We start from the raw sequence: 18,189 nt of genomic DNA, 5'->3' as shown, positions 1-18,189 counted from the left end.
AAGGTATATAATTATTGTTATATAACAAGCGTTACATAATTAGAACTTGCTAATATTTAAAGAAACTGGATATATAAAGGAGTAGATAAATGGTGTCACCTAAAAGGAAATTTTCTAAACAGCAAATTATTGATTCAGCAATTGAAGTAGTAAAAATAGAAGGGATTGAAGGTCTTACAGCAAGGAAAGTAGCTAATGAACTAGGAAGCTCAGTAGCACCTATCTATGTCAATTTTGAAGATATTGAAGAGTTAAAGAGGACAGTAGTTCATAAGATTCTTGAACTTAACCACCAGATGTCAATGGAAGAAGGTACAGGTGATAGGTTTCTAGATATGGGTATAGCCAGTTTGCGTTTTGCTAAAGAGTATAGTCTATTATTTCGAGACTTAGTATTGAAGAAAAATAATTATATGGAAGATTATGAAGAAAAGTTGGGCAATGATATCATACGAGAAATGTCCAGTGCTCCCGAATTGGAAAAGTTTAATGAAGAAGAACTAGAGATGATTTTGTTAAAGATGAGGGTTTTTCAGTTGGGCCTTTCAGTTATGATTGCTAATGATTTGCTTCCCGAAGATTTTGGAGAAGAAAAACACGTAGAGCTTTTAGCAAGTATGGGAACGGATGTGATTACAGCAACTCGCCTTCAGAAGCAAGAAATTGATTAAAAAAGAGGTGTTGAAAATGAAAAAAGAAGAAGTGAAAGTCTCAATTGAGGAGTTGTTCAGAAAAAAGGTAGAAAAAGATTCTAAAGTAAATAATGGTTATTTATTAGTTCATTCGGAAAAATTAGATTTTGATATGAATATCGCAGCAGGTTCAACAGGCAGTATTTCAGCTGACCCTGAGCAACCTCATTATATTGCTAGTGTTGGTAAGCTGTTTACATCGACTATAATTAGTATTTTGTTCGAGAAGGGGGAGTTATCTTTTGATGATAGTATTACACAGTACTTAGATCAGGAGTTATTGAATGGTTTACATATTTATAAGGGCCAAGACTATACAGCTGATATTAAAATCAAGCATCTGTTGAAACAGACATCAGGCTTGCCTGATAATTTTTGGCCATTGTTGGATGATCTTTTTGAGAATTTTGATTTTAAGATGAGTCCGCGTGAAGCCATTATCTGGGCCAAGGATAATTTAGAAACTAAGTCTCCGCCAGGGGAAAAGTTAAATTATACAGATACCAATTATCATCTGTTAGGATTAATTATTGAAAATATTACAGAAATGCAATTTCACGAGGTATTAAAAGAGTATATCTTTAATCCTTTGGGGATGGATCATTCATTTATGCTCCATTATTCTACACCTAAGAAGGAATCTTCGTATCCAATGGCAGATCTTTATATTCAGGGAAAAAGAATAAATGACCTACAAGGTTATGCTGGGATTGATTATGCTGGTGGGGGAGTTGTGGCTACTAATCAAGATTTGCTAAAATTCATGAAAGCTTTAGCAACATATCAAATTGTGTCCGAAGCTACTTTAAAGAAAATGATGAAAGATCCGGCTAAACTTCACTTTGGAATAGGATATGGGTATGGTATTTGGCAGTTTAAAACTATTCCATTATTGATGCCTAAAAAATATAATTCTTGGGGCTGTGTCGGTGTGACAGGTGTCTTTATGTTTTATCACCCAGAGTTGGATACTTATTTGATTGGGAATTTTAATGATCTTTCTTATCAGAGAAAAAGCCTTAGGTTTATGCTGAAAGTAATTAAAAAGTTGTTTAAATGTAATGATTGAGTCTGAAAAGAAGATAGGAAAATTTTAAAGGAGGTTGTTAATGATGAAAGCTGGATTTATCTTTAGTAGTAGTCTATTTTGGGGAGTTTTATTGATCTTATTTGGTATTTCTTCAATTTTAAAAAGTTTTAATATTCACTTGCCTTTTTTTAGGGTTATAGTTTCTTTGTTTTTTATTTATTTAGGAATAACTATATTATTAGGAGGACCAGTATTTAGAACTGATAAGAATACAGTATTATTTGGTGAAAGAAGAATAGCAGTAACTAATGAAGCTGATAAAGAGTACAATATTATCTTTAGTAGCGGAGAGATTGATCTTTCTAATCTTGAACTGGATAACAATATGGAATTAGAGATAAATAATATCTTTAGTTCAAGTAGAATTAAGGTAGATCCTAGTATTCCACTAAAGATAGTAGCTAGCTCAGCTTTTTCTAGTGTTAGAATGCCAGATGGAAATAATATTGTCTTTGGTGAATCCATTTATCAGTCTGAAGATTTTACAGAAGATGATAAGTATATAGAGATAGAGGCTAATGTTGTATTCGGTTCTTTAGAGGTTGCTGAATATTAACACAATACATAATTATCAGCAGACCTCTTTTGATACTCAAAAGAAGTTGAAGTGAATATATTTACTTCAACTTCTTCTCTTTCTATAACTGCAATGGCAATCATTCCAATAGTCCAAAGGGCTGCTGGAATGATTATATCATAAAGGTTGAGATCAACCAGTAATGTAGTTAAATTAGCTAAAGATGAAATAAAAAATAAGTAACCTATTCTATCTAAAAAGTCAATTTGAGAATCTGGTATAGAAAGCAAACCTTTGGCTTGATATAAAGTGAAGAATGCCAATAAAAGATAAATCAGTCTTCTACCATGCGTTGAGCAATTTCAGGGAATTGTTATAACTCCTAATCCTCTTAAGGTAAAGCCAAAAAGAAGAACTACTAATAATAAAGTTATTCCGATAAAGTAATTTGATTTCATGTTTTCTCCTTTCAATTTGTCTGTTTTATCAGAAGTAAGTGATATTTATGGGCAATAAAATTTAATTGATTTACCATTATCATTGATTTTATGAATCTTTTAAATACTAGATACTAACTTTACCATTGCTCTAAATTATAACTTATGTTAGCATAATAATCAGTGAAAAAAAGAGAGGAGAAATTATAATGAAGAAATTTCTATTTATTACTTTATTGGCTGCAATGATTACTGTACCAGTAGTACAAGCAGAAGCTCAAGATGTCTATACTGTTCAAAGTGGAGATTCGTTATATGAAATTTCTGAAAAGGTAGATGTACCTGTTGAGATCATAATTGATCAAAATGATATATCTAGTCCTACTAATATCTATATAGGACAAAGATTAGTAGTTACTATTAATTTCAATTATGAGGATAGTAGTGATAGTTATACTTATCATACTATCAAAACAGGGGAAGGTTTATGGAGTATTGCTCAAGAATATGATGTAACTGTAGAAGAATTAATTGAGCTAAATGAGATTGAAAATTCTTCTGAGTTATATGTAGGAGAAGAAATCCTAATTCCTGTAAATGATAATACAGAAAATGAAGAGGAAGAAGTAGAGCAAGAAGATGAATCAACAGAGGTTGTTCCCCAATATTTTGTTCATACAGTTCAAGAAGATGAAGAGATCAATGATATTGCAAATACATTTGGGGTAAGTGTTTCTGAGATTTTAGATACAAATGATATTTCTGATTCTGAAGGAATTGAAGAAGGAATTGAATTAGTTATTCCTTTGGATAATTCAAATAAGCTTGCTTATTTAAGAAGAATGAATCAAAAACTTGATAATTATTATCAAGCTACTCAAAATGAAACTTTAACAGAGATTGCAGAAAAATTTGAGATTACAGAAGATATATTAAGAAGAATTAATCAACTAGAGGAAGATGAAGATGTAATTGCAGGTCAAAAGATATTGATGCCTGTTAATCCAGCCTTCTTTGCTGAGCATAAGATCTATGAAGTTGCAGAGGGTGGAGAGTATATCTTTGATCTTTCTTATGAAAATAGTATAACAAATCGCTCTATTCTTGAAGCGAATTATTTAGAAGATGCTAATGAAAAATTAGCTGAGGGAACTACTATTATAATTCCTTTGGATGAAGATAGTAAAACAAGATGGGTTACAACTGATTATAATTAATAGATTGTTGAAATTATTGGCCTCCTAATTTTAATTACCTCCTAGTATTGATACTAGGGGGATTTTTTTATGAAAAGTTAATTGATTATCTATGGTAACTTTCCTCCATCTAATCTCATAACAACACCAAATCCTGATATAATTACAGCTGGTCAAAATATTGATATACCAACCTAATTAGCGATTGATCTTATGATTCAATTTATTTTGTAATACATTATTTTTTTGTAATGTGATAAAATAATGTATGTTCTGCCATAAACTTTACATAATAGGTGGATGTGTTCCTGCTGAAGAAGAACAAGAACCTCCTCCGCAGCCAAAGGAGCAGGAACAAGAAGTAAAAGGGGTTAATTTAAAATCTTATCTACTGTGGATAAGTTCATTAGGTATCGAGTTGTAATTTAAGAAATTTTATTGAAAAGGAGTTAAAGAATGGTTGAAAAAATATTTAAAATTGGTTATGGAATCCTCTTGCTATTTTTAATCATATATGTTGGCTCATTGATCAATTGGGTCTTTAACCCTTTTGTTGTTATATTTGAAACTTTATTCATCCCGATTATTCTATCAGGATTTCTTTTTTATTTGTTGAGACCTGCTGTTAGTATAATGGAGAAGAGATTATCAAGAAGAATGTCTATTTTGTTATTATATCTTATTTTAGTTTATATTCTGATAAGTCTATTATTTATTGTTGGACCTTTACTGCAACGACAGTTTTATAGTTTGATTGAGAATATGCCTGTTATTATTTCTGAAATTCAAAGTAGTTTAATTGATATTCAAGAAAGTGATTTTTTCCAACGGTATCCATTAAGTGAGATGTTAAATATAGAAGAGTTTATCTTTGAGTTAGGTGATTCAATTAATCAGATGACTACAAATCTTGCTTCGGATATATTAGCTTTTTTAGGAACACTAGTGAATCTAGTACTTGTATTAATTATTGTTCCATTTATTCTTTATTATCTATTAAAGGATGGGGAGAAGCTTGGAAGGTCTATTGTGAGTATCTTTAATGAGAAACAACGTGATGATGCCCAATCAACTTTGCAGGATATTGATAAGACCTTGAGTGCTTATATACGAGGACAGGGAATTGTTTGTCTTTGTGTAGGTACTTTATGTTATCTTGCTTTTCTTATCATTGGACTAGATTATGCATTATTATTAGCTGTAATAGCAGGTGTTACAAATATTATTCCTTATTTTGGCCCGTGGATTGGAACCGTTCCTGCTGTAGTTGTTGGACTCTTTCAATCACCAATGATAGCATTGATTACTGTAGGTGTTGTTTTTATTATTCAACAGATAGAAAGTAACCTTATAGCACCTCAAGTGATTGGAAGAAAGTTAAAGATGCATCCTATTACAATTATGTTTTTGATATTGGGAGCAGGTAGTTTGATCGGTTTAATTGGTATGATATTGGTTGTTCCTACTTATGCGATTTGTAAGGTGATATTTACTCATGGTCTTCAAATTTGGAGGTTGAAAAGGAGAGAAGAGTATATATGAAAGAGGTTGGTGTGAGAAGGGTAAATAAACTCAAGTAAAATTTGAACTTCTTAAAATGGATTAAAGAATTAGTTGCAGAAAGAATTATTTTGATTTATAATACTTAGTAGTTATAAATATTATAAATCAAAAATAAAGGAAGTGTTGATTAAAAGTGAAATCTAATAAAAGGGTGAAGAAGATTGATAATCTATTAAAAGATATTCATAAGTTTATTTTCTTACACACTAAGGAAGAAGTTTTAAAACTAGGATTAACTCCACCACGATTTCATATTTTGTGGTTACTTGATAAGTTACAACCTATAAATATGACGGGATTAACTAAGAAGGCTTATATGGCAAATAGTACGTTAACTGTAATTATAGATGCATTGGTAAAGGAAGAGTTAGTGGAGAGGTATCGAAATCCAGAGGATAGAAGGGAAGTTTTATTAGAAGTTACTTCTAACGGAGAGAGTATATTGAATTCTATTGTAGAAGTCAGACAAAAGTTTTTACTAAGATCATTAAGAGGTCTAGATTCAGGACAACAAGATGAACTAATTGAACTGCTAACTCCAATTTTAAAGGATATGGAAGAAGATTTTGAAAATATTAAATGGGAAGAGGAAAATTAAGATGCTAGAATTAGATAGTACTAAAACAACAACAGATATAAGAAAAAATATATTAAAATTAGCTTGGCCCGCATTATTGATGATGTTTTTACAAAGTGTGATTGGAATGATAGATGTAATGATGATAGGAAGTATAGGGCCAACAGCCTTAGCAGCTGTAGATATGAGTAATAGATTAATTATGGTAGTAGTAGGTGCTATATCTGCTTTAAGCATAGGAGCAACTGCCTTAGTAGCTCGCTATGTAGGGGCCAAAAATCATAAGCAAGCCAACAAAGTCATGGTCAACGCACTGATTAGTGGGATTGTTCTGTCATTAATATTGGCCCTAATTGGCTTTTTAACTTCTCAATCTTTACTGGAGATGATGATGGTTTTGATGGAAGAAGTAGATGGTGCTGTATTAGATCAAGGTAGTATTTATTTAAGAATAATCTTTAGTTCAATGGTTTTTGCTCTACCGATGATGCTTATTACAGCTATTTTGCAAGGGATTGGTGATATGAAGACTCCTCTTTATATCATGATCATTTCAAACATCTGTAATGTAGTTATAAATTACCTGCTTATCTTTGGGGTCGGAGTCTTCCCTGCTTTAGGAGTAGCAGGAGCAGCCATAGGAACTATTTTATCTAGGGTTGTTGGAACTATAGCAGGTTTTATAGTCTTAATTAGAGGAAATTCAATCTTAAAACTGGAGCTTAACAAGTCTAGCTTAAAGGTTGATTTTAAGATGATTAAAGAGATCTTTACTATTGGAATTCCGGCAGCAATTGAACAACTAGTTAGGCAAAGTTCACAAATTATCTATACAATTTTGATTGCGGCTTTAGGAACGTTAACTCTTGCTGCTAATGCAATTGTAATGAATATAGAATTAGTACCTATTATGATCGGTTTTGGCTTTGCTACTGCAGCAACAACTTTAGTTGGGCAAAGTTTAGGAGCTGGTAAAAAAGACTTGGCTAAAGAATATGCAAAACAGACAGCCTATTTATCTACAGGGCTATTGATTGTAATTTCAATCCCTATGTTCATTTTTGCTCATCCAATTATTAAGTTATTTACTACAGATTTGGAAGTAATAAATTTAGTATTACCAATCTTAAGGTTCATGATAGTAATTCAAGCATTATTTGGATTGATTATAGTCTTAGCAGGGGCTTTAAGAGGTGGCGGAGACACTAAGTGGCCAATGTATAGCACAATTGTTGGAGACTGGGGAGTAAGGTTAACTTTAGGCCTACTTTTTGGCTATTCATTAGGATATGGGTTATTAGGATTTTGGATGGCTATGGGTGTTAACCTTTTTGTGATGGCAGGCTTAAATCTGTGGCGTTATAAGTCTGAAAAGTGGTTAAACATTAAGGTTACGGAAGAAGAAAAGCTAGCAGCATGAGGATTAGAAGTAGGTAAAGAGTAGAGGGGAAGTTTTTAAAAGTATTTGATGTTTCCAGAATTATTTAAGAAGTTGAAGTAAGTATACTTACTTCAACTTCTTTTTTTTATTAGCCCCTGCGCAATCTCTTGACTATAGGACCTAAGTCGTCTATTCGTTTTTTGATAAGTATAGTTAAATTTACCGAAAAAACTCTAAACCTATTATGATATAGCTTCAAAATTTTAATTTTATCTTAATTTTATCTTAATATTCCTTTGTTATAATAATGCATGTTGGTCAAAATAGTAAGAATAAGGTAAGGGTACTAAAGGGAGGGCGAATTTAAATGAAGAGAATTAAGATTAATTTGATGAGCAAATTATTAGCATGTTCAATAATAGTTACTTTGGTTTTAGGAGGGATGGTTTATGTAAGTAACAAACAGCTAGTTGCATTAAATAATTCTTTAGAAAATTTAGATTCACAGCATGATAATTTAAAAGATATTGAAGAGCTAAATAAGGAAGAAATTAAATCTCTTGTTTTTGGTATGATGGAGCATACTAGAGGGGTTAAAGAGATGACTGAAGATATCAAAGATGTATTATTTAAAGGGATAGTAGTGATGGGGATTACAGCATTATTATTAGGTATAATTGTTACTATGTTAACTACAGTGCCTATTAAAAAATTAATAAATGGTGCTAGAAAAATTGCTAATGGTAATTTAAATACAACAATCGAGGTGAATACTAGAGATGAAATTGAAGAGTTAGCGGATATATTTAACCAGATGACTGCTAGGTTAAGAGCATTGATTGGAAGAATAAATCAAGAGTCAGAACAAGTTAATGCTGCTAGCCAACAGTTGAGTGCAGTATCTCAGGAAGTATCTGTTGTGACAGAAAGGCAAGCAGATAGTACTGAGGAGAATCTACTATTACTTCAGGAGTTTAACGATTTAGTTGAAGATACTGTGCAAAAAGTTGATTATTCTACTGAATTAACTACGGTAACCAATAAACTAGCTATAGAGGGGGCCAAAAATAATAATGATTTAATTAACGATATGAAAAAAATTGATATAACTACTCAAAAATTAAATCAGACCATCAAAGAATTAAATAATAAATCCCATCAAATTAGTGATGTGGTTGAAACTATAGATGATATTGCTGAACAGACTAATATTTTAGCTTTAAATGCAGCTATAGAAGCAGCTAGAAGTAATAAAACAGGGCAGGGTTTTGCAGTAGTTGCTGAAGAAATTCGAGAATTGGCTGCCAATGTTAAAAAATCAACGATTGAGATTAGAGAATTGATTGAAGGATTTCAGCTAGAAGCTGAGCTAGCTGTAACGAATAGTAATGATAATTATAAGTTGATTAAAAAGGGAATTGAAAGTACTTTAGATACTGTGAAAGGATTTGAAGAGATTAAGGAAAATGTAAGTCAATTAGCTAGTGAGATGTTAGAAATTAAGGAGGTTACTAAAGAAGAAGAGGAGAAATTAGAGACAGTTGTTAGTAATACTGAAGTTATTAATGAAATAGTTAAAGATGTTTCTTCAAGTGCAAAAGAGACTGCCATTTCGGCAGAAGAGTTGACGAGTTTTTCTGAAAACCTAGAAGAAAGTGTTCAGGAATTTGATCTATAAGAAAAGAAATGGATTAGAGATAAACTACTATGTAATTAGCAAAAAGCTAAAGATATAGTCAATACACCATCTTTATAATTAAGAGCAGTAGTTAAAATTATTACAAATTTATCTGATAAAAATCATAGAATTTGATCAAATAGGAGAAAGGACTGATATAAAATGGACAAAAAGATATTAATAGTTGGAGGAGTAGCTGGAGGAGCAAGTACGGCTGCTAGGCTAAGAAGGTTAGATGAAGAGGCAGAAATTATTATCTTTGAGAAAGGTGAGCATATATCTTTTGCTAATTGTGGTTTACCTTATCATATAGGTGAAGTAATTGAAGAACGGGATAAATTACTGCTTCAAACACCAGAGGCTATGGCTGCTAGATTCAACATTGATGTAAGGGTAAAGAATGAGGTATTAAGTATTGATAGAGAGAAAAAGGAGGTTAGGGTTAGGGATAGGCAAAAAAGAGAAGAGTATCAAGAAAGTTATGATTGTTTAGTTTTATCTCCAGGGGCCAATCCTATTCAACCTCCATTACCAGGTATTGATGGAGAGAATATATTTACTCTAAGAGATATTTCTGATACAGATAGAATTAAAGAATTTATTGATATGAATAATCCAGAACGAGCAGTTGTTGTTGGAGCAGGATATATTGGATTAGAGATGGCAGAGAACTTACATGAGCGTGGAGTTGATGTTTCAGTAGTTGAGTTGGCCCCTCAAGTTTTAGGGTCACTAGATACTGAGATGGCAGCTCAGCTTCATAATCATATGAGGGCCAAAGATATAAACCTCTATCTATCTGATAAAGTTAATTCTTTTAGAGAAGAAGGGGCAAAGCAGGTTGTTACTTTAGCAAGTGGAAAGGAGCTAGAAGCTGACTTAGTAATGTTAGCTATGGGGGTAAACCCTAATGTTAAACTAGCTAAAGAAGCTGGGCTAGAACTGGGTCAGACAGGGGCTATTAAGGTAGATGAATATCTTCAAACCTCTGATCAGAGTATTTATGCTATTGGTGATGCTATTGAGGTAGTTGATTATGTTAGTAAGGAGGCTGCTCATATTCCTTTAGCTGGGCCAGCGAATAAGCAAGGTAGAATTGTAGCAGGTAATATTGTAGGGGAAAAGAAAAAGTTTAGGGGAACTCAAGGTACAAGCATAGCCAAAGCTTTTGATCTAACAGTTGCTGCTACAGGTAATAATGAAAAGCAGCTTAAACAAGCAGGTATTGACTATCAGGTATCTTATACAACTTCTCAAAGTCATGCTGGTTATTATCCGGGATCATTTCCAATGACGATTAAAATTATTTATACCCCACAAGAAGGTAAGTTATTGGGTGCTCAAATCCTTGGTTATAAGGGGGTCGACAAGAGGATTGATTTAATAGCTGCGGCTATTAAATTTGGTAAGACAGTCTTTGATTTACAGGAGTTAGAGTTGGCTTATGCTCCACCTTTTGGTTCTGCTAAAGATCCAGTTAATATGGCTGGTTTTACAGCAGGAAATATCTTAAATGGTATAGTTGATGTCACTTATTGGCATGAAATTGATGAATTAGATGATGATACTATCCTGTTAGATGTTAGAGAAGAGATAGAAGCTCAAGTAGGAAAGATTGAAGGTTCGATCAATATTCCTCTTAATAGCTTGAGAGAAAGAATAGAAGAGCTTGATAAAGATAAAGAGATAATAGTTTATTGTGCAGTTGGTTTAAGAGGATATATTGCCTCTAGAATCCTAACTCAGCATGGATTCTCTAAGGTTAAGAATTTGAGTGGTGGTTATAAGTTATATAAAGAGGTTATGACCGATAAAAAAGAATTAAAGACTGACTATAATAGATCTGAATCTGAAGAGCAGTCTATTGTTTCCAATCCTAAGGAGGGACAAGCTATGGCTAAGAAAGCTAAAATGACACAAGAAGGAAAAAGAGTGGAGTTAGATGCCTGTGGCTTACAATGTCCTGGGCCAATTATGAAAGTTTATAAAAAGATAGAAGAGTTAGATAAGGGGGATATCTTAGAGGTTATAGCTACTGACCCAGGATTTATAGCAGATATTGAAGCTTGGTGTAAGAGTACAGGAAATAGATTATTAGAGAGTGGTCAACAGGATGGTCAAGTAAAAGCAGTGATTCAAAAGGGGCAAACAGAAGCTACTACTATGATAGAGAATGATAAGAATAAGAAGACTATGGTAGTCTTTAGTGGAGATCTAGATAAGGCTATTGCCTCTTTTATTATTGCTAATGGTGCAGCTTCTATGGGTAGTGAAGTAACTTTATTCTTCACTTTCTGGGGATTAAATGCCTTAAGAAAAGATAAACCAGGGAAGGTTAAAAAGAGCTTGATGGATAGAATGTTTGGCTGGATGATGCCTCGTGGAAGTAAGAAGTTACAGCTATCTAATATGAATATGTTTGGAATGGGTGCTAAGATGATTAGAAAAGTAATGAAAGATAAGGGAGTAGATTCTTTAGAAGCCTTAATTGGTCAAGCAAAGTTAAATGGAGTAAGACTTGTTGCCTGTCAAATGTCTATGGATGTGATGGGGATTAAGAAAGAGGAGTTAATTGATGGTGTTGAAGTAGGAGGAGTAGCAAGCTTTATCAGTAATGCTGAAGAATCAAATATGAATTTATTCATCTAATTGGATATATCTGTAATCATGGTTTTGGTCTTCCGATAAAGAGTAATCTAGAAGAGCTTATTATAGAAACTTCATTTTTATAATCGGGATTATGGATACTAAAGACCCAGATCTTTTTAAGATCTGGGTCTTTCTATATTAAGAGGTTAATTCATCATACTTTTCTTCTAAAAAGGTGGTGTAAGCCATAGCTGGCCCTCCATCTAATAACATAACAACACTACAGGCTTCTAATAATTCCTCTTTAGTAACACCTGCATCAATTGCCTTTTTTAAATTCATTACTATACAATATTCACACCTTTTAGTGATTGCTACACTAACAGCAATTATAAGCTTCATTTTAGTACTTAAAGCTCCATCACTGATTACACTCTCAGCAAAATTCTGAAAATTATCCATCTGTTCAGGTAACTTTTTACTCAAACCTTCTACACTGTTAGTTAAATTTTCTATTGTTTCTTTAGCATTCATAATTGATTCCTCCTTTTATTGTGCTTTAGCTAATTTTTGGACCTGTTCTTCAGTTCCCATTAATCTAGTTCCTACGATTAAGCCTAGGAGTAATAAGATGCTAGCTGCTATGTTGAATATAAATGTATAGCTAAAGCTTGTTAAGATTATTCCATTGATGAAGGTTCCAACTCCTCCACCAGTAATGATACAAAAGGCTACTAAGGCCATCACTGTTCCTGTATTTTTAGCTCCAATCTGTTGAGCTGTAGTTACCAAAGTAGATTGCAAGAAAACAAAGCCTAATCCAAACCCAGCCATGCTTAAAAAGAATAACCATGTATTTGTAGCATAACTAAATAAGACTATTGATAAACTGGCAATTATTGCGCCAAGAAAGATAATTTTAAAGCCCATCTTTTCTTTAATATTCCCTGATCTTCTGCCTCCAATTACTGAAGCTATTCCAAAGCCAGTTAAAATTAAGCCGATAGTTAAAACTGGATATTGAAAGGAGTCATCTAAATAAGAGCCCAAATAAGAAAATGTTCCAAAAACTGCATAGCCTACAAAGAATATTGATGCTAAAATAGGCTTGATCAATCTTTTATTCAATAGTGAGCTATAATATTCAATAATTCCTTTGGATGTAGGTGATTTTTTGGTTGAACGACTCTTTATTTTATGGAACATGATAACTGCTATAATTAGCTCTAAAACTCCATAAATTAAAAATACCCAACGCCAACTAGCAAATTGAGCTAAAGTACCTCCAATGGCTGTAGCAACTCCTTGGCCTAAAAACATAAATCCCATAAACATTCCAATTGCATTCTGCTTTTCTTTCTTTTCAAAAAGATCACCGATTAATGATAAAGCTAAAGGAATGATCCCTGCTGCAAAGATTCCATTGATCCCTCTAAAGCCGATTAAAGAAAAATAAGAATAAGCTAAGCCGCTAGCACTACTGAATACGGCTGTTCCAAAGGAAGCAATATTAATTACATATGCTTTACCGAATTTATCTGCTAAAGGGCCATAGATTAGAGAAAATAGGCCAAAAGGTAGCATATACGCTGTAATTGCTGTAGCTGCTGTAGGAATTGCTAGATCAAGTTCTCCAGCTATTCCTGGTAGGATAGGAGAAATAACAGTATTATCTCCTTGAACTAGAAAGGCTAATAGACCTAAGATTAATAATAACTTCTTTTCTTTATTCAATATGTTAACTCCTTTTTAAATAAATTAGTCAGCTAATAGTTCTTCAATCTTATTAATTTCCTTTTCTAATCTAGCTAATTGTTTTCCGTATTTTTCCTTAGTGTTACCAGGTAAGTGAATTCCTGTTTGGTTTAAGGCGAAGCTCATTTCTTGTTCTATGTCTTCATGGATCTCCTTCTTCTTCTTTAAGAGTGCTTTCAATTCTTCAGTAGATAATTTTTCTAAATCATGTTTCTTATTATCGGTAGCTATTTGACCTAAATTTTGACTGAATTTCATATATACCCCTCCCCCTCAGGATAGTGTTTAGTGTTATTATAATAAATTCCGTAATATTTGTCAAGGTGATCAAATTATTGATAACTTAAGAATTTAAACAAAATTACAGTTTGGATTTAATTACCAAGGATTATTAATAGTAGATACTATTTTAAAGGGGAATAATTTAGATAAAGGTCCTTTATTGGAGGTGATAGTCATGGGAGATGATAAAGCTAAGAAGTTAAAGGTAGCAGATATTGTCTGGACAGTTTTTATATTATTTTTGGCAGTAGGAATAATCTATCCAGTCATTGGAATAATTGCTTTAGTATGTATGCTGGCACCAGTTGTAGTAGGTTTTTTTACAAAGAAGCGGATTTGGTGTAGTAGTTACTGTCCGCGGGGCAGTTTCCTAGGTTCGTTAATAAAGACTATAAGTACAAGGGGCAGACCGCCGAAATTCTTTTATTCTTCTACTTTTAAAAATCTATTTGTCCTCTTTTTGCTGAGTAATTTTGCAGTGGGGATAATTAGGGCTCAAGGGGATTTGGCTCAGATAGGACTTGTATTTGTACGTTTGATTATCATTACTACCCTTGTTGGTATTGTCTTAGGAGTATTTTATCAACCACGAACTTGGTGTACAATCTGTCCAATGGGTACTCTGTCTACAAAAGCTATTAAAGCTCGAAAAAAGATTTCATCAATGCAAAAAAAAGAAGCTGTAGAAAATGAAGAAGATAATCCATGCCAGCAGTGCCCATTAAAAGAGAAACATGATCAAAAAAACAAGGTCTAATCTTAACCTGTGGATACATCCAAGTTGATGTTGGAAATTATAATTTAAAAAGGATGTGTCCATGAAAAACTTAGAAAAACTTAAATTTTCTGCTTAAGATACTGGATAAAGAATTAAGGAGACTAGCGTAAATTGTTTTCTAAACTAAAAGTATATTTTTATAAAGTTATTAAACTGCTGTGGGTTCTACCGTTTATTGGATTATCGTTTTTTTTAGGTATCTGGAGTTGGAATTTATACTTAATCGATTATAATTCAGATTTGATTTCGATAGGCTTGACAATTGCTATTTTTGCAGTCAACTTTTCTTTTTTAGAATATCAATTTTCACCTTATCGGGCATTACTTGAGTCAATTACCCAGGTTCAAATTATTACTTCAGGATTATTGCTTTTATTGGCGATTTCTCCATTGATAGTACTTATAATAAATAGTAGTTTAGTTGCGCCAATTGCTTTAATTATGATTCCTCTTATTGCCTGTGCAAGTATACTATTAACCAAAGTATCTAGATATGAATCTAACCCAATAGTGATGTTAAATAGAACTTGTTCTAAAAAGAAAGTGGATAACTTTTTAGAGCGATATAGTCAAGATATAGATAATCATTTACAAGAAATAAAGAGGTTGGAGCTTTCGCAAGGGGGAGATATACCTGAACATGAGTGGTCTGAAAGGGTACTGCCTCATTTTCATAAAGATGATCCGTTTAATATCTTAGCCAGTTTAGGTCGATTAGCAATAGAAAATTCTGATGTTCATACATTTGGTAGAGTAATAGAGAGGTCATTAGAAGCTGGAAAATGGATAGAGAATAAAAGATTAGTTGAAAGCGTATCACCAGCTTATAAAGTAAAATCATTATTGTTACGCCATGCCCAGCAAAATATTTTACGTTTAGCTATTGCATCATATGAATTAGATAAAAGTAATATTTTTGCAATCAAGTTTTTAGAAGTAGCTGACTTATTTATTAAAAGAGAAGCAGCAAGATTAAATCAAACCTCAAGGTTATTTAAAGCAGTATTAAATAAGATGGTTATAGTAGCAAAAAATTTATTACAAGAACAAGATGATGATTCTGCCTTAATTCCAATCATAGTTGTAAGACAAGCAGTCCAGAAAGGATTAGATAATCCTTCTGAAGAGCCTCTTTTTGACGCAAAGCTTGGCAACTTGACACATTTCATAAAGGAAATGGGCCAACAAGCTGTAACTGCCCGTAATACTGAATATTTATATAGGTGTTTAGATGCTTTAAGTTGGTTAGGATGTTCTGCTATAAAAAGAGATAATTATGAAGTTGGTCGCTTATGTTTGCAAGGATTAGTTCAATTAGGTAGAGAGTCAAGGGCTGAAGAACTTGAATGTTTTTGGACGATGTGTGTGTTACAACCGGTTGATCATGTTTATAAAAAGCTAAAATTAATTTCAACTAGGGTACCGAGTTTAGCAGAGGCTAAGGCAAGGGAAAAGTGGTTAAAGCTTATTAGTACAGCCTTTTCTATGTTGTGTGGGACTAAGCATACTGTAAGCATAACAGATATTGAAAATAAGGAAATAATTATAGAAGATTCTAAAGAGCCATATAAGATTAGCATTACGAAAGAAGGAAGGTCTAGAACTATAGATTTTTCTAATTATCAATTCACACAAGAATATGAACTACGTTAAGGGCTTCTAAGGAAAGTTATGAAAGAGATAACCATACTTAAGTATGGTTATCTTTAGATCTATAAGTCAACATTAACAGAATACTTATCAGAAGGAGAAGAGGGAGAGGTAGTAATATATAAAATCAGGGTTTGAGCGCCGATATTTTCAATAGACATACTTTCTGAGCCAGTTATTTGTATTAGATCATTTTTTCTAATAGAAGAGGTCTTATTATTTATACTGAGATTAGCTCTGCCTTGGATTACCTGGAGTAGCATAGTACAGTCGAAGTGGGTATGACTAGGTAATGATTCCCCTTTATAAATATTTAGAATGAAAGAAGTGACATTTTCATCTTGGTAGATTACTCTTTTAGCTAGCTTACCTTTTGGTTCTACAATATAGTCAGTGAGCTTAAATTTCTTCATTTGAATCTCCTTCTTTTATAGTTTAGTCTTTGAATAAATTTAATTTTTATACAGCTATCTATGAGTTCAATTGGTTAAAAGTCATTCTAAGAGTAGCTTTCCAATAATTTAACAGAAAATTTTTAATTTATGCAGGAATGAATAATTTGTTAGAGAATAAAGAATAACAAAGTGCTACAATTTATTAAATGGTGTTACGAAGATGGTTTCGATAGTGATGGTGAAAATAATTTGGTGGTAAAGCCAGACTCCCAAGGGGGAATATTAAAATTCAGACCCCCTCCCTAACCCCTTGGATATATCAAATGCTGGTATAAAAATAGGTTTTCCTTAGTTAAAGGGATGGGGTCTGAGTTTGATTGGCAGACAATGGTGAGTATCTAATCATAATTAAAGGAGTGATATTAATGGTTGAAGTTGAGAGTATTGGAGTAGTTAAGAGTAAATTTAAAGAACCAGTTGGCCCAGAAGAGATGAGGAAGCATGAAAGTATAATAGAGGTTAAGGCTGAATATGAAGAAGGGCTTTATCGGATTGAAGAGAGTGATTATTTGCAGGTTATCTTCAACCTCCATCTTGCTGAAGGGTATCAACTCAAAGGTGAAAGGCGTTATGGTGGGGTTAAGGGGGTCTTTGCTAGTAGAAGTCCTAGAAGACCATCTCCAATAGCGATTACTACTGTGGAATTATTAGAGAGAAATGGTAGAAAGCTGAGGGTGAAAGGATTGGATGCTATAGATGGAACTCCAATCATCGATCTTAAACCGTATGCTGCTGTCATGGATCATCCGGCTGTAGTTAATAAAGTAGAGTTAAAAGAAAATCCACGGGCAGAGATTGAGCAGATGATTAAGAAAAAAGATATTGAAGGTATTTTGATCAAAGCGGGTGAGCTACATGGTCATTTCTGTCCTTTTGTAAGTTTAGGGGTTAAAGCAGGAATTTATGCTTTAGATAGGCTTGGTATTCAATCCGATGGGATGGAAGAAGTAGTAGCAATTATAGAGACAAATAGTTGTTTCAGTGATGGGGTGCAGTATGCTACAGGTTGTTCATTTGGGAATAATGCTTTGATCTATAAGGATTATGGAAAGACTGCTGTGACTATAACTACTCGTGAGGGACGAGGAATTCGGTTGCGTTTTAAAGATGAGGTAGGTTTTCTTGATAAGTCTTATCCTGAAGCTAAAAAGCTTTTTGAGAAGGTAGTAGTAAATAGGGCAGGAACTGCTGAGGATAAAGAGAAGTTGAATCAACTGTGGAATGAGATTGCTTTTGAGATGATTGATCAGCCAGTAGAAGAGCTATTTCATATTGAAGAGGATTTGGAAGTAGAGCTTCCTGAGTATGCTCCGATCTTTGAAAATAAGTTTTGTGCTGAATGTGGTGAAAAGATTATGGGGCCAAAGGCAGTAAGTAAAGAAGATGGTGACTACTGTATTAGCTGTGCAGGTGAGAGCTATTTACAGCTTGATGGGCGTGGTTTGAATTTAATTAAATAAGCAGCGGTGTTGAAGTGAAGCGGTATTACAATTATGTGTCAGTTATGTGTGTGAGTGTGGGTGAGGTCAAGATCATAAGGGCTAAGGTT

At 33.1% G+C, this 18,189-nt stretch carries 18 protein-coding genes; 13 read left to right on the top strand and 5 right to left on the bottom strand.

The window, feature by feature from the left end; genetic code table 11:
• The first annotated feature begins 92 nt into the window (after window positions 1–92).
• Genes MWH28_RS09435 through MWH28_RS09425 form a run of 3 tightly spaced genes read left to right on the top strand, consistent with a single transcriptional unit; the run spans window position 93 to window position 2,338 of the window.
• The gene (locus MWH28_RS09435; RefSeq protein ID WP_248619113.1) at window positions 93–671 is read left to right on the top strand and encodes a TetR/AcrR family transcriptional regulator; all 579 of its coding nucleotides are present in this window, start codon (window positions 93–95) and stop codon (window positions 669–671) included.
• Between the two features lie 16 nt (window positions 672–687).
• On the top strand, window positions 688–1,761 hold the full coding sequence (locus MWH28_RS09430; protein WP_248619112.1) for a serine hydrolase domain-containing protein: 1,074 nt from the start codon (window positions 688–690) through the stop codon (window positions 1,759–1,761).
• Window positions 1,762–1,801: 40 nt separating this feature from the next.
• On the top strand, window positions 1,802–2,338 hold the full coding sequence (locus MWH28_RS09425; protein ID WP_248619111.1) for a cell wall-active antibiotics response protein: 537 nt from the start codon (window positions 1,802–1,804) through the stop codon (window positions 2,336–2,338).
• Here MWH28_RS09425 and MWH28_RS09420 read toward each other — a convergent pair.
• A complete protein-coding gene (locus MWH28_RS09420) occupies window positions 2,335–2,622 on the bottom strand; it encodes a hypothetical protein (RefSeq protein WP_248619110.1) in 288 nt (95 codons plus the stop codon). The two genes, MWH28_RS09425 and MWH28_RS09420, sit on opposite strands and share 4 nt — an antisense overlap.
• Before the next feature lie 323 nt (window positions 2,623–2,945).
• On the opposite strand from MWH28_RS09420, the gene MWH28_RS09415 reads away from it, so the two are divergent.
• The 7 genes from MWH28_RS09415 (at window position 2,946) to MWH28_RS09385 (ending at window position 11,780) form a co-directional block, all read left to right on the top strand.
• Window positions 2,946–3,953: a LysM peptidoglycan-binding domain-containing protein gene (locus MWH28_RS09415; protein ID WP_248619109.1), complete on the top strand. Its 1,008-nt coding sequence runs from the start codon at window positions 2,946–2,948 to the stop codon at window positions 3,951–3,953.
• A gap of 247 nt (window positions 3,954–4,200) precedes the next feature.
• A complete protein-coding gene (locus tag MWH28_RS09410; protein WP_248619108.1) occupies window positions 4,201–4,356 on the top strand; it encodes a hypothetical protein in 156 nt (51 codons plus the stop codon).
• 32 nt (window positions 4,357–4,388) lie between these two features.
• Window positions 4,389–5,474 carry an AI-2E family transporter gene (locus tag MWH28_RS09405; protein ID WP_248619107.1) on the top strand — a complete coding sequence of 362 codons (1,086 nt, stop codon included), beginning with the start codon at window positions 4,389–4,391 and terminating at the stop codon, window positions 5,472–5,474.
• A gap of 154 nt (window positions 5,475–5,628) precedes the next feature.
• Window positions 5,629–6,093: a MarR family winged helix-turn-helix transcriptional regulator gene (locus MWH28_RS09400; RefSeq protein WP_248619106.1), complete on the top strand. Its 465-nt coding sequence runs from the start codon at window positions 5,629–5,631 to the stop codon at window positions 6,091–6,093.
• A gap of 1 nt (window position 6,094) precedes the next feature.
• Window positions 6,095–7,492 (top strand): MATE family efflux transporter, encoded by a 1,398-nt coding sequence (locus MWH28_RS09395; RefSeq protein WP_248619105.1) that lies wholly within the window; start codon window positions 6,095–6,097, stop codon window positions 7,490–7,492.
• 328 nt (window positions 7,493–7,820) lie between these two features.
• Window positions 7,821–9,131 carry a methyl-accepting chemotaxis protein gene (locus MWH28_RS09390; protein WP_248619104.1) on the top strand — a complete coding sequence of 437 codons (1,311 nt, stop codon included), beginning with the start codon at window positions 7,821–7,823 and terminating at the stop codon, window positions 9,129–9,131.
• A 162-nt stretch (window positions 9,132–9,293) separates the two neighbouring features.
• Window positions 9,294–11,780 (top strand): CoA-disulfide reductase, encoded by a 2,487-nt coding sequence (locus tag MWH28_RS09385; RefSeq protein ID WP_248619103.1) that lies wholly within the window; start codon window positions 9,294–9,296, stop codon window positions 11,778–11,780.
• Window positions 11,781–11,918: 138 nt separating this feature from the next.
• Here MWH28_RS09385 and MWH28_RS09380 read toward each other — a convergent pair whose 3' ends face one another.
• From MWH28_RS09380 to MWH28_RS09370, 3 genes are read right to left on the bottom strand one after another with little or no spacing between them, the layout of a single operon-like run.
• The gene (locus tag MWH28_RS09380) at window positions 11,919–12,254 is read right to left on the bottom strand and encodes a carboxymuconolactone decarboxylase family protein (protein WP_248619102.1); all 336 of its coding nucleotides are present in this window, start codon (window positions 12,252–12,254) and stop codon (window positions 11,919–11,921) included.
• Window positions 12,255–12,269: 15 nt separating this feature from the next.
• On the bottom strand, window positions 12,270–13,454 hold the full coding sequence (locus tag MWH28_RS09375) for an MFS transporter (protein WP_248619101.1): 1,185 nt from the start codon (window positions 13,452–13,454) through the stop codon (window positions 12,270–12,272).
• 24 nt (window positions 13,455–13,478) lie between these two features.
• A complete protein-coding gene (locus MWH28_RS09370) occupies window positions 13,479–13,733 on the bottom strand; it encodes a hypothetical protein (protein WP_248619100.1) in 255 nt (84 codons plus the stop codon).
• A gap of 199 nt (window positions 13,734–13,932) precedes the next feature.
• Between MWH28_RS09370 and MWH28_RS09365 the strand changes: the two genes are divergently transcribed.
• A complete protein-coding gene (locus tag MWH28_RS09365) occupies window positions 13,933–14,514 on the top strand; it encodes a 4Fe-4S binding protein (RefSeq protein WP_248619099.1) in 582 nt (193 codons plus the stop codon).
• A gap of 132 nt (window positions 14,515–14,646) precedes the next feature.
• Window positions 14,647–16,188, top strand: a complete 1,542-nt coding sequence (locus MWH28_RS09360) for a hypothetical protein (RefSeq protein ID WP_248619098.1) — start codon at window positions 14,647–14,649, stop codon at window positions 16,186–16,188.
• 59 nt (window positions 16,189–16,247) lie between these two features.
• Here the strand turns inward: MWH28_RS09360 and MWH28_RS09355 are convergent, their stop codons facing one another.
• Window positions 16,248–16,598: a cupin domain-containing protein gene (locus tag MWH28_RS09355; RefSeq protein WP_248619097.1), complete on the bottom strand. Its 351-nt coding sequence runs from the start codon at window positions 16,596–16,598 to the stop codon at window positions 16,248–16,250.
• A 407-nt stretch (window positions 16,599–17,005) separates the two neighbouring features.
• Here MWH28_RS09355 and tsaA point away from each other — a divergent pair, with 407 nt between their 5' ends.
• On the top strand, window positions 17,006–18,100 hold the full coding sequence (gene tsaA / locus MWH28_RS09350; RefSeq protein WP_248619096.1) for a tRNA (N6-threonylcarbamoyladenosine(37)-N6)-methyltransferase TrmO: 1,095 nt from the start codon (window positions 17,006–17,008) through the stop codon (window positions 18,098–18,100).
• Window positions 18,101–18,189: the final 89 nt, after the last annotated feature.

The sequence above is a fragment of the Natroniella sulfidigena genome, assembly GCF_023223645.1.
GTDB classification, from domain to species: Bacteria; Bacillota; Halanaerobiia; order Halobacteroidales; family Halobacteroidaceae; genus Natroniella; species Natroniella sulfidigena.
This window is presented reverse-complemented; position numbering and strand designations above follow the sequence as displayed.